The following is a 13,504-nucleotide window of genomic DNA, read 5'->3' as shown; positions in this document are numbered from 1 at the left end:
ACAAGTGTTTTGGTTTACAAACTAGATTAGGTTTGAAAGTATGAAGCAATCCTCTTGCTAAACAACTAAAAGAAAAACCATGAATTTGAATCAAGTTACTTTACCTGTAAAAGATATGCCTGAAGCCGTAGCCTTTTATCAATTACTCGGTTTTACACTTATTGTAGACACGCCTCACTACGCGCGTTTCGAATGTCCAGAAGGTGGCAGTACCTTTTCACTGTCTTTAGAAAGTGAGTCTTTCACCAATGGTGCGGTGATCTATTTTGAACATCAAGAACTAGACAACTGGGTCGACGGATTAATTTCAAAAGGCATTGAGTTTGAACAACTGCCTACCATGGAAAGATACCTCTGGAAAGAAGCGATATTAAAGGACCCGTCCAATAATAAAATTAAACTCTATTGGGCTGGTGAAAACCGCCTAAATCCGCCATGGCGTGTAAATTAAAATCAATCACACATCAAGGCTTTGAATAACCAGGAATGTTGGCGACGTCTATGTCATCAATTTGCTCTGGTTTTAAATATTGGTGTGCATAATCAAGGTAAACACCAGAGCTCACAAAAACATCAAATAAATCCGGGTCAATATGATCCCCAAGTTTCATTTTGCCCATAATAAATAGACATTCACTCAATGGTTTTGCGTCTTTATAGGGGCGGTCCGCAGCAGTTAAGGCTTCAAATATATCCGCGATTGCCATGATCCGTGCGGGCACCGACATTTGATCTCTAGTCAATCCTTTGGGGTACCCGGTGCCATCCATTTTTTCATGGTGACCACCTGCAAACTCGGGCACCCTGCGTAAGTGTTTCGGAAATGGTAATGCCTCTAACATCTCTAATGTAATATCCATATGCTTATTGATCACAAGTCGCTCTTCTTTAGTCAGGGTGCCTCTTGCAATACTCAGGTTGTAAATCTCTTCTTCCGATAATAAAGGTTGCCCGACACCACCGATAGAAACATCATAGTCACTCGCTAAATCTTGAACCCGTTGCTGGTCCGACTCCCTCATAAACTCCCCACCAATATTGGCTCGAGACAAGAACGCACTCTCTTCATCGAGTTTATCCAATGCCAATTGCATCTCTGCTTTGAGACTTTCAGCTTTTTGTTGTTGATCCAATACCTCTGCTTCAACAATTTGCCTACTAAACTTTAATTCGATATCCCTTTTGGCAATTTCTATTTTCGCGACAACCAGCTCTATTCGATCGTAAACTGAATGCAATTTGGTGGCTTTATCCATAACATATTCTGGAATGGCGATTTTACCGCAATCATGTAACCAACCCGCCAAAGAGAGCTCATGTCTATCTGCCGCAGTCATTTTAAATTCAGCCATTGGGCCCGAAGACGCATTATGCACCGCATCAGCAATCATCATGGTTAACTCAGGCACCCTTCGACAGTGCCCCCCTGTATAAGGTGACTTTTCATCAATGGCTTTTGCAATTAGCCGTGTAAAAGCTTGGAATAAAGTTTCCATATCATCAATAAGCTGTCTGTTAGTCAGTGCAACAGCTGCCAGTGAACTGATCGAACATATCAACTCAACCAAATCGGCGGAAAATCTAACGACTTTATCTTTGCTTCGAGGGTTAATGAGTTGTAGAACACCATTGAGATCTCTTTCGTGATTTGCCATTGGCACAGTTAGGACTGACTGAGTGTGATAGCCGGTTTTTTTATCCATGGCTCTTGCAGCTGATAAATCATAGTCGGTGCAGTCATATACATCATCAATCCGAATCACGTCTTTTTTGGCTGCCGCAAGGGCAACAAGTGCACTTTCATTGGGGGAGCCGTCTTCTAAATAAATAGGTATGGCTGGAAATGGGATATCTTTACCGGATGTGCCGCCCATATGAAGGCCTAGCGGCTCATTAATTAGCGTTGCAAACTTGAGCTGAGCATCCTCAGACACCGAGTATATCGTCCCGCCTTCTGCATTACTCAAAGCAATAGCAGACTCTAAAATATGCTCAAGAAGCCGATCTGTATCATGTTCTGATGACAGCTCAATTGCCAACTTAAGCAAGTGCTTAAGTGCCACTTGGCTTTCTATGATCTCTTCTTCAGCTACTGTGCTACGAATTGACAAATCCATGGCCCATTACACCTTTACTATTTCGACTTATGCGTATAGCTGCCATCCCAATTTTCACCGGGAGGGTTTAATTGCATATCTCGCACTCTTTCGCAAAGAAGTTGATAAATTTTTCTTTGCGGCTGTAACTCTATTAGTTTAGTAAAAGCTGACAAAGCTTCCTGCCAAGATTGCGATAAATACAACTGCCATGCTAATTCATGTGCTTTAAGCTCTTCCAATTGCTCGTCAGTGATTTCTGATTTTAGTGCTATCGGCTCAAAAATTGTCACCGCCAAGTTTTTTCCTTTTACTTTTACCTTATCAATCGGCCTAAAAATGATATTGGGGCACAGTTCGTGAGTCATTTCACTGATCAAAACACCCACACCATAAAATTTGGTCAGCCCTTCCAAGCGTGAACCCAAATTGACCGCATCTCCCAAAACCGTGTACGCCCTTCGATATTCAGAACCCATATCGCCAACATTCATATCGCCAGTATTTAATCCGATCCCAATAGCGAATGGAGGAAAGCCTTGCTCAAGCATTTGTGCTTGTAGATCGTCTACCTGTCGCTGCATGTGCATGGCACATTTCACAGCAAGTTCGGGGTGGTCATCGACCAATAGCGGAGCATTCCAAAAAGCCATCACCATATCACCGACATACTTATCAATGGTTCCTTGGTACTCGAAAATAATTTTTGTGATAGGTGAAAAGTATTGATTCAAATACGCTTTTAATCGTCCCGCATCAAGTGACTCGGAGATGCTGGTAAACTCCCTAATGTCGGCAAACAACACCGTCATTACACGCTTTTCGCCTTCCATTGATGCTTGATCGGGCTGTTCTAGCATCGAAGCGATATGTGCAGGCGGTACATACTGATCGAAAATAGATTTAATTTGTACGCGCTCTTTATGCTCTCGCACAAACCCTAAACTACCAAGGACAGTCGTTTGTGATACTGTTAGCCCAAGCACCGCAATTTGCGGAAAGTCTAAACGCCACACGACCCATGCGTAAAAACTAAAAAAAATGAAGCAAGCGGTGATAACAGTCGCCAAAATTGTCATTCCCAATACCCCCAATAGCGGGAGCACTAAAGACATGACGACACCTAAAAAAACCAATAACACCACCACCGCACCATCTATCCAATCCGGTCTTGAAGGCAATAACTCCGGAAAAACAAGCCCTTCCAATACATTTGCATGTACTTCTACACCAGGGTATTGCACCCCGACAGGAGTTGTCCTTAAATCTGCATGCCCTACCGCTGATGTACCCACAAAAACGATTGCTTGATCAAACAACTCTTTGTCTATCTTTCCATTAATCACATCTATTGCGGATATATAGGGAAAACTAAAAGCAGGACCTCTAAATGGGATTGCAACACGCCCATAGTCATCGGTAGGAATAAGCGTTGTACCTAGCTTAATCCCCTGCACACTGTGACCATCACCAAAAGGTTTGGCGATGATTTCAACACTGTCAGCTAAGGTATATAGTCGCGCAGCTTCTAACGCTAGGGCTGGGTAAGCATGCTCTTTATGCTTAATCATCAGCATCGAATATCGTACAAAACCGTCACCGTCTGGTGCACTGTTGATAAACCCTGTACCCGGGCTATTTTGTTGTAACACTTTGACATTCGCGACGTGACCCGCAAAATCAGGGATAGGTAATTCCGTTGGCGCTATGTCACCTGCAAATATAGGTTCAGGTAACTTGCCGACCAAGATATCTTGCTGATGCTCAAATAACATGCCTAATACTGTATCTGTTGCGTCTAGAGTTTTAGAAAATGCGATATCTGCATCAATATCTGGTGCGACTGAACGCAAAATATCGACTGTGTCTAACTCATCGCTGCCCAAATGCTTCGCGACCTGAATCGCGGGGTTTAGTTCAGGTTCTGAAAACAGCACATCATAAGCAACAACAGATACGCCAGCGGCTACTAACTGATCCTGCAACTTTCCCATAACGTGTCTACTCCAAGGAAAGCGCCCAACCTCTATCAAACTTTTTTCATCGATATCCACGATAATAATGGGTAAAAACGACCTCTGCTGCCATGGCAGTGTTTCTTTTAGCCTGACGTCGTAGGCCAACCCTTCGAACCGCTTCATCACTTGGCCATAAGGCGCAGCCGGTGACAAAGCAAATAAGTGCAGTAGAATAAAAGAAAAGGTAATAACGCAACCGGTAGCCCACTGAAGCCGATAAAGCTTAAAGCGTTTAGCTAGGCTCATTTAATTACAAGCCCTTCTCTGGCAATAATTGTTTTAAACTCATAACCTTGCTGCTTTATATCTAAGGCAATTTGATCAAGGTCCCTATCAGTTCTGGCTGGGTCATGGCTGATTATCACTAAGTTTTTTACTTGCCCTTGAACTGCAAGTGATAACGCATCTTTGATTTGAGAATGTCCCCACCCCATTTTTAGAGGGTAATCACTGGGAATGAACTGCCCGTCGTGAATTAAATAATCGACATCTTTTACAAACTCAATCCATTGTTCAAAACTGGTCACCGGATCATTGGGCGGATACAGTTCATTATCAATGGCATAAACTATTTTTATTCCGTCGACGGTAAGGCGATAGGCACTGCCACCTCCGGGGTGGTTCATCGCTTTTCGTTCAATTAATATATCTTTGTACCACCAAGTATCATTGACTTGCTTATTCACTTGCACTTTTGCGGGTAGGTCATCAGCTTGAACAGGAAAATAGCTCCCTCCCATTTGCAGTAAAATTGCATCAGGCGCATTAGCTTCAGTTACTCCAGGCACAATGGTGATATCGCGATTGGGCATATAAGCTGGCACAAAAAATGGGAAACCCTGAATATGGTCCCAGTGATTGTGACTAAGCAAGATGTAAATTTCTCTCGGATCTTTAATTAACTCATCGCCTAGGAGCCGGATCCCAGTACCTGAGTCCAATATAATATGTGTGTCAGCTAGACTTTGCACTGACACACAAACCGTATTTCCACCATATTTAACAGTATCCGGCCCCGGTGTGGGGATCGAGCCCCGCACACCGTAGAATTTTAACTTCATTCTATGTAAACCTCGCTAGCTGCTAATCAGCAATTTCGATTTTACCAGCTTGCAACACTATGACTTTCGGTTCATCCTGTTGTAAAACAAGTACAAAGTTATCGCCGTTATTCAAACTAATAGCAGAAGAAAGCTGCCCTGTCATGGCGGTAGCAAAGTTTTGATAACCCACTGAGTTAAACGTCGTATCAAATGTCCCCGCGTCATCTGCCAGTTTAACCCTCGCAATATATACGTTCAGCCCCCCAGTTTCTTGAAGGAATAACACAAGCTCCCCTGTGCTTTGAACCCAACCTTGCTTAACACTCACAGCCGTTGAGCCCAGCTGTTCAAACGTCATTACACCAGCCGAACCAAAATTACTATCAATAGAGCCATTTGCATTAACTCTCAGCACAAAGTTTTTACTTCCTGCAGTACCGAAGATGACAAACCGCCCTTCTGAGTCAACCAAGGAGCCTTGCAACGCTATTGTTTCACCTGACGTCAAACCGATATCCAATTCGGCAACACCCATGTTGCCAAAGGTTGGATCTAGTGCTCCGGTTACTGTTGCTTTAGCAAGGATCACTCTCGGCTCTGGGAATACTTGCTCATCCGTGCCTATTCCTACCAAAAATGTCGATACTGGATGAACAAAATCAATGCTTCTTGCTGATGTATTACAGGCTGGTGTACCTGGTACTGGGTATTGAAAACTACCAGTTAACACACCTAAGCTTGAGAAAACAAAGCCATAGCTTTGATTTATACAGCCATCATAGATTTTTGCAAATGCGAGGAAATCGCCTGTAGCAAGCCCATACAACCTTTTGATTGTAATAGACTCCCCAGAGTATGTACTTGCAGATATTTGCACGATTCCTTGATTTACACCACCTGCAAAGCTCATATCTTGAATGCTACCAGCAGCAAAGCTAGCGATGTATGCATCGGCATTGGAGGTTACCCCACTAAAGGCCATAAGGACATTTCCAGCAATTGTTTGAGCAGATGCTGTGGCAATCGCATTGATGCCCGTAGAAACTTGTGATATTCCCAAATTACCAAAATCTGCTGAACCTTTACCTGTCGAATCCAGCTTGTAAATATAGGGCACATCATTATTTTGAGATGTCTTTGCATCACCAACTAAGAAAAACTTATCGCTTTGCAATACAGATAAGAGGCCAAACTCAAAGCGTTCATCTGCATCTCCAACAGTGACGTTTGCCGCGCCGTTACTTCCAAATGTCGCATTGGGCGCCCCCGCTAAAGTAAACTCACCAAACCAGTATGATCTGAAGAAGTTATTTCCGATCAGATTGTACTTATCCCCGGGGATCAGAAGCCCTTGTGCAGTACGTAACATCTCTCCAGGATTTAACCCTAAGGAATTGAACACTGTAGGACCGCCTAAATCAGGCACCCAATCCGAATCAGCAACACCTACATGAGAGGTTCTAAATATTTGAGCGACGCTATAGGACGATGTTGACTGGCCTCTACCAATACCAATGTAATAGTGAGTTTCATCCGCAAACAGCCCTTTTCCGGAAGCGTGCCAACTACTTAAGTCAAGTCCACTAATCGACGAAGAAGGCAACTCATTTAAATCGTATACTTTAAAACCGTCGGTATCGAAAGTGCTGTCGAGCGTCCCCTCATTAGCTAGTCGCATAACAAATGTCGATTTTATTGTCCCGCCAGGTAAGTAGGTATCACCAGTAACTAAGAGTTTATTGTCTGAAAGTTGAAGAACATCATTTACGCGGTCGTCAAATGACATAGACGCTATGTCTAGCTGCAACGTGCCCGAGGCGCCAAACGCTGTGTCTAAACTCAACGTAGAATCATTAAAGCGTGTCATTAACACATCTTTGTTGCCCGCTTCAGATGTTGTTTCTCCATACACTAAAATGGTGCCACTTAAACCAACAGCCCCATTCGCAAACTGAGATGAGTTAGGTGCTATATCCAATGATCCATTCACCTCTCCGTTGCTGCCAATACGACGAACCATGATGGTCGTCTGAGTGCTCACTGTCACATTTGAAACGACAGTAACGACCTGCGCATCATCAACAAAAATTGCCACTGGCTCAACGCGCGCGCCGGATGTTAAAGGCAATTGTGTATAACCAGAGCCTGCGCCATAGCTGGTATCATGAGTGCCATCTGCCGTGAGTCTAAATATAAGGAGTTCTTGAGTAGCACCAAAATCGGCATAACCTGCGACATAGATTCTATTTTCACTGTCAATCGCAACTGCGCTGGCCACTATATTTTGTGGCTGCCCGGCGACTTCGATGCCGAAATGACTTGTGAATACACCATTTGTTGCAAACGTCCTATCAAAGAATCCATCAGAATTTAGCCTACTAACTGCCGCGCGATGAATATTTCTGCTAATGCTTGCTTCAAACTGTCCTACCCCGCCAACAGTCAACAACTTACCATCAGATAAAACCAGTGTTTGCCCGTATTCATGGTACTCCATGCTGGCTCTTAAACGCACAACCTGCTGGCCATCTGTACCAAACGAAGTGAGTTTATTAGCAACATAGGTTTGTACCGCTACACTCACGTTGATAGTAATAGACGCACTGGTACATAAAGGAGGTGAAATGTTGTCACACACTTCCACTGTCAATGTATAGACTGCTTCACCGTTGCTACTTATCTGGCTCGCATTTGCAACGGTAACATTACCATTTTGAGCAATTGAGAATAGACTTGAGTTGGTACCCGTCAAGGTATAACTAATATCATCACCATCAGGATCTGACGCTGCAACTTGTAGCACAAGATCACCATTGACAGCATTTGTGTCAATACTCCCCGAATTAGGCACAACCGTAGGTGGGTAGTTTCTCGGTGCTACAGTTATTGTAACAGTTGCTGTATTCGATGTTTCACCTAGTGTATTTTGAACTTGATAGGTAAAACTGTCAGTGCCAACAAAGTTTGTGATTGGAATATAACTGATATAGCCAGTAGATGTATCAATAAAAGTAGAACCGTGCTGAACGGCACTCACAATCTCAATTGTGGATAGATTTAAAGTTTGTCCTTTCGCTTCATCATTACTCAAAACATCGATCATCACAGACGTGTTTTTATCTAGGGTGGCAACATCGGCAACGGCAACAGGTGTGGTATCAGGTTCCACAATAGTGATAGACACAATCGCGATATTAGATTGCAAGCCATCATTATCACTCACTTGGTATGAAAAACTATCCGTACCCACCGCTGTTCCGGTATGAACATACAAAATACTCCCCGTTGACACTATCGTCACGTTGCCTTTACTAGGGCTAGAGACCAATTCCAGGGAACTGTAGTCAATAGATCCATCTGGGTCTGAATCATTGTTTAATACTTCAATGACGACCGAACGACCAATCTCGACTTGCGCACTATCATTATTTGCAATTGGACTTTGATTTATCGCTTGCACAGTAACAGTAACCGAAGCAATGTTTGATAGAGCACCTTCGTTGTCTTGCACCCGATACTGGAATGAATCTGTTCCAGAAAAGCCGGATTCTGGTATGTAAATCAATACGTTATCGCTGCTATTTTTTCTCACTTGACCATGGGATGGCGCTGTGGTGATTTCTATAGTGTCAAATACCAGCGAACCATCAGGGTCAGAGTCATTAGCCAAGACGTTAATATCTACTTGAAAACCCTGCGATGTGCTTGCCGAGTCATTCACTGCAACAGGTGCGGCATTGTCACCTGTGACAAAAATCCTCACTAATGCCTCGTTTGATCTTGCGCCTTCGTTGTCACTCACAACATAAATGAAATAATCTTCCCCTCTAAAGTCCGCATTGCTTTGATACACAAACTGCCCAGTACCTGAATTAATCGATACGGAGCCATGCATAGGTGGCATGATTATTTCGAGGGTAGATAAATCTAATTGCCCATCGATATCTTCATCATTGCTAGTGGCACTTATTGATACGGCTTGCCCTTGGGCTACTTCTACAGAGTCATCATTTGCAATTGGAGGGTCATTCACTGCAACAACTGTAATCACGCCATGAGCGCTGGCACTTAATCCCGCTTCATCAGTAATACTGTAAATAAAGACATCTTGCCCGGCAAAGTTTGCATTTGGAATATACCTAAACCCACCTTCTTCTGTTAATTCCAGAGTGCCGTTACTCGTCGCACTTTCAATACCGAGTGAAATACCGCTTAGTACCTCATCAGAGTCATTCTCTAACACCCCAGGCGCCGCAACTGACAGAATAAAGTCTTCGCTGGTTTCAAATAGATCATTGACAGCCACAGGAGGCTGATTAGTAACTTCCTCTTCAACAATAATGGTTACTTCCGCAGTCTGAACCTCACCATCGTTACTTCGCACGTTGTACGTAAATGAGTCTTCTCCAACGAATTCAGCATTTGGCGTATATACAAAGGTCCCATCTGAATTCAGCACCAGCGTGCCATTATTCACTCCACGTTCGGGCTGAGTATCCACAAGTAGCTCTTGTTCACCCAAATGTATATCGTTAACCAACACCCCTCTATTGGCGACTGATAACTCGGTATTTTTCTCGACTTTATACGTATTGTTAAGCGTCAGGATGGATATTTGAACAGCCTCGATATCAAGAGTTACTGTGGCCTGTGCCGTTGCTCCTTGAGCATTTTGTACTTGATATTCAAAGCTATCGGTACCAAAAAAACTATTTGTTGGGACATAAGTAAACGTCCCATTGTCGGACATGCTGACAGTACCGTTTTGAGGGGGAGTGACAAGACTAGTTGAAACTTGCAAAGGACCAAAACCTAGGTCTCTATCATTGCTTAAAACATTACCTAAAATAGACTCAAATTGTAGACCTGAAAAGGTATCATCGTTGGCAATTGGTGGAGTTAACTCTGTAGCAGGTAATAAAATTGATTCACTAAAGGCACTTTCACCACTGCCATCAATGCCTGTGATAAGCGCAAAGTAGTGTTTTTTAGGATCTAAACCTGTAAAGGTCTGACTGGTATTTGACAGTGCTATAAAGCGACTTCCTTCCGGTAGTATTCTGATTTCATTTAAATTTTCTATCGGTGTCTCTGACAAATAGGCGTTGTACCTCAGTGCATTATCTAAAGCTTGCCAACTTACCTGAGCCGTCCCGTCCTCTCCCCTTTGTATCGGCTCAACCACGATAGATCTTGGCTGCCAATTAACTTGTTTAATCGCAACTACGCTCAGATTCCCATTCAAGTCTTCGACCCACACTTGAAGATTAATACTCCCTCTTTGTTGGCCGAAGTTAAACGGATTAACCCCTGTTTGGGTGAAGGAAAAAGGAGATGCGCAATTTTCATCACAGAGCACTATCGCTTGCTCAGCATTTTCACCAAAGCCTAACAAAACACGACCAATACCATCTGGATCTTCGATATTACCTACTGCAACTGTGATGTTTCCCCGCTCTGTTATAGTGCCTTCGGGATGAGTTAAGTCTCCTGTACCATTGATCATCAATTCATCAACAATTTGGGTTTCTTGCAATCGGGCGTGCCTAAATCGTGGTTGATAGGAAAAATCGATGACCACAGGGGCGTTTGAATAATTAGCTGGCACCCCAGAGTTGGCTTGGTTATCTGGCTGAGCGGTATTGTTATTACCACTCTGTTGAAGTGGCTTGCTGTCATTTCCACCACCACAGCTGCTAACCAATATAGTCAGCAATACTGCCGTTAATATTCGAATAAGTGCTCTTAGGTTCATAGCAACTCTCCTAAGGCTGACTCAAAATAAAAGCACCCTGTGCAAACACGCTAGGGTCTTCTATTTCTTGCAAGTTAAACGAGCCGGTTAGTTTATCAAGGCCTTCTGTAAACTGACTTTGAATCGTACCGTTTGCTAAATTATTACCATGCGAGGCAAAGTTCACGCCTAAAGTCATCCCTTGCGAGTTAATGAGCCCGTTAAACGCAGCGAACCACTGTCCTCCCGAGTCTTGAAAAGACAGAGCCCCTTGCTCTACGGTTCCTCGGTCAAAGTTGACGGTCATTTGCATATCAATCGCACTTACCGCTCCAAGACTAGACGTCGCATCAATCCTATCTATTACGGAATAAGCCGCAGTGCCTGAACGCTGCTCAATCAACTCCTCTAAAGGCTCTGTGCCTATGCTATCCAACTCTTGTTCGTTAATAAATTCGTTTTGGGACACATCCTGTACAATTTGTGAGAAGCCACTTGTAGCAAGTGGTGTTGATTGTTCTGTGGTGCTGATTTCAACATTGGCAATGGTGCTTCCCTGTTCCTCTGCTTCAGTTGATTGTGCTGATTGACTTGGCGTTGAAGATAATGACGACAGCTCTGATGGGGGTTTAAGCAATGATGTGACAGTGCCGCTCTCACTTACTTTGGCAAATGAAAAATCACCTCCCTTTCCAAGTAAAACTGGCCCTTCACCGCCAGCGGCATTGCTCATATCTAACTCTATCGTGCCATCCCAAACAGCCAAAAATAGCTCATTATTTTTCCACTCTACTTCATAATGAGTACCGCGGATCCCGATACTGCCAACTGGTGTTTTCAGTTTATAATTGCTTTTGTCTCCCTTTATTTCTCCGGTGATCGTCCGCAGCCCACCCGAGATAAGCTCCATCACAACCGAACCTCCGTCACCGCTTCCCAATTTATACTCATCAATCTTCAACTGGGTTTGTGCTTTTAAAGCGATTAAAGCACCATCTTGCATTCTTAACTGTGCTTGGCTTGAGGCACCTGTATTTACGACATCGACATCATACACAGGGCTTCGACGCTTCAATGGCCTCTGTGACTCAGTACTGCTATCTGAAGCAATAACATCACCTCGGGACATTATGGTCTTTCCCGCTTGTTCAGCTGAGACAGATATGGGTAACACAAAAGCTATCAGAGCAACCCTAGCAGCCAGTTTACTTTTAGCAATTAACTCAAAGTTAGAATTCATAACGGACTCCCGTGAACCATTCGGTTCTGTCGTAGCTATACAAGGTAATTGAACTGTGTTTGTCGTAATATGAAGCTGATAAATCAATACTTAACGCTTGGCTCCACCTATATCGCCAATTCAAGTTAAGAATGACCAGTTCCTCATTTCTGGTTGTCAAAAAGAATGGATGCGCAGCGCGGTGTTCTATGTCTCGATATTGCACCTTAAAACCAAGTAAACTATTTTCGCTTGTTTTATGGCTTATAGAACCCGAGACAAAATCATAGTCACGTCCATAGTGTTCGCCTTCGTCGTATCGCGCTGGCTGCCAAGTGTAACCGGCATCCGCTCTGAGCAACCAACCAGCGGAGGAATAGCCAAAAGAGCCTTGTACAGTATAAACTCGGCTATCTAAATTCCGCTCTTGAACATTGTTCTGAGAAAATACAAAAGCACTGAAGGCTGTAAAATAATTACTACTGAGGAAGTATTGAGCGGAGCCATATAACCCAATATCTTGCTGATAAGTGCTGTCATCAAGCGTTAAAACACCAAATTGCCCCCCAGTTGATAGCGTCAGTGCATCTTGTTTATGTTCGTATCCAAACCTAATTGTGCCTTGATACCTATCAAACTCATCGGTGTCTTGATGACGTTGATCCGAGTAATCGACATCTAGCTTCCAACTTTGATATTGGGTCTGCTGCCATACCCCGCGAAAGTTATACTTAAAGCGCATAAAGCTGTCAGCCGTTTTTTGGCTCGTTTGATCAAGTAAAAACGGCACGCCCCCAATCACAATGCGATCATCTAGCGCACCACTGTTGACGTTAGAGTCATGACCCAACGCCAAAGCAATTGCGTGAGTGAAAGATTGTTCGAGTTTTTGAGATTTTCTTTCAATTGATTCGAGTGCCTGATCAACACGCGAGCGCATCGAAGGGCTTAGTTGGGATCTCTGTAACCCCTTAAATACACTGCTAGCCTGCGCCAAATTATTTTGCTTTGCATAGGTCAGACCCAATAAGTAATGACTGGGAATATGATCAGGCCAACTCGCAAGCGTACGCTCAAGGGCAAAGATAGCTTCATCGTATTTGCCCTGCTCCAAAGCAGCCTGCGCATATAAAAAATCAAAATTTGGATCACCGGCCCATTCATTTAAAGCCGCTTCGGCCTGTCGAAAGGCGGATTGATAATCTTTTGCTGTCAGTTTAGATTTGATCTCAGTGAGCGTTTTTTTTAGCTCATCGTTTGGCTGCGACATCTCGCTTTGCGCCAAACACAATAAACTTACTCCACTGGCCATTATAATAAGAGCATACCGTACGCATCGAAGTACTAGTGACATAGCTAATCACCCATTATTGGTTATCGTATGTTCATCACTA

General features: G+C 43.5%; 7 protein-coding genes. 1 reads left to right on the top strand and 6 read right to left on the bottom strand.

Annotated features, from left to right (window positions below):
- Positions 1–79 precede the first annotated feature (79 nt).
- Positions 80–451: a VOC family protein gene (locus MHN81_RS18610; protein WP_023399272.1), complete on the top strand. Its 372-nt coding sequence runs from the start codon at positions 80–82 to the stop codon at positions 449–451.
- A 13-nt stretch (positions 452–464) separates the two neighbouring features.
- On the opposite strand, the gene MHN81_RS18605 is transcribed toward MHN81_RS18610, so the two are convergent.
- From MHN81_RS18605 to MHN81_RS18580, 6 genes are read right to left on the bottom strand one after another with little or no spacing between them, the layout of a single operon-like run.
- On the bottom strand, positions 465–2,117 hold the full coding sequence (locus MHN81_RS18605) for an HD domain-containing phosphohydrolase (protein WP_023399271.1): 1,653 nt from the start codon (positions 2,115–2,117) through the stop codon (positions 465–467).
- Positions 2,118–2,134: 17 nt separating this feature from the next.
- The gene (locus MHN81_RS18600; RefSeq protein WP_239426399.1) at positions 2,135–4,360 is read right to left on the bottom strand and encodes an adenylate/guanylate cyclase domain-containing protein; all 2,226 of its coding nucleotides are present in this window, start codon (positions 4,358–4,360) and stop codon (positions 2,135–2,137) included.
- Positions 4,357–5,175 (bottom strand): MBL fold metallo-hydrolase, encoded by an 819-nt coding sequence (locus MHN81_RS18595; RefSeq protein WP_239426398.1) that lies wholly within the window; start codon positions 5,173–5,175, stop codon positions 4,357–4,359. Before MHN81_RS18595 ends, MHN81_RS18600 begins: the two co-directional genes overlap by 4 nt.
- 22 nt (positions 5,176–5,197) lie before the next feature.
- Positions 5,198–10,912, bottom strand: a complete 5,715-nt coding sequence (locus MHN81_RS18590) for an Ig-like domain-containing protein (RefSeq protein ID WP_239426397.1) — start codon at positions 10,910–10,912, stop codon at positions 5,198–5,200.
- 10 nt (positions 10,913–10,922) lie between these two features.
- Positions 10,923–12,131: a FecR family protein gene (locus tag MHN81_RS18585; protein WP_023399267.1), complete on the bottom strand. Its 1,209-nt coding sequence runs from the start codon at positions 12,129–12,131 to the stop codon at positions 10,923–10,925.
- Entirely contained in the window at positions 12,121–13,464 is a 1,344-nt protein-coding gene (locus MHN81_RS18580) for a tetratricopeptide repeat protein (RefSeq protein ID WP_023399266.1), read from the bottom strand. The genes MHN81_RS18585 and MHN81_RS18580 overlap by 11 nt, the downstream gene beginning before the upstream one ends.
- Positions 13,465–13,504: the final 40 nt, after the last annotated feature.

It is taken from the genome of Pseudoalteromonas sp. Of7M-16 (genome assembly GCF_022347805.1).
In the GTDB taxonomy this organism is placed as follows: domain Bacteria; phylum Pseudomonadota; class Gammaproteobacteria; order Enterobacterales; family Alteromonadaceae; genus Pseudoalteromonas; species Pseudoalteromonas luteoviolacea_F.
This window is presented reverse-complemented; position numbering and strand designations above follow the sequence as displayed.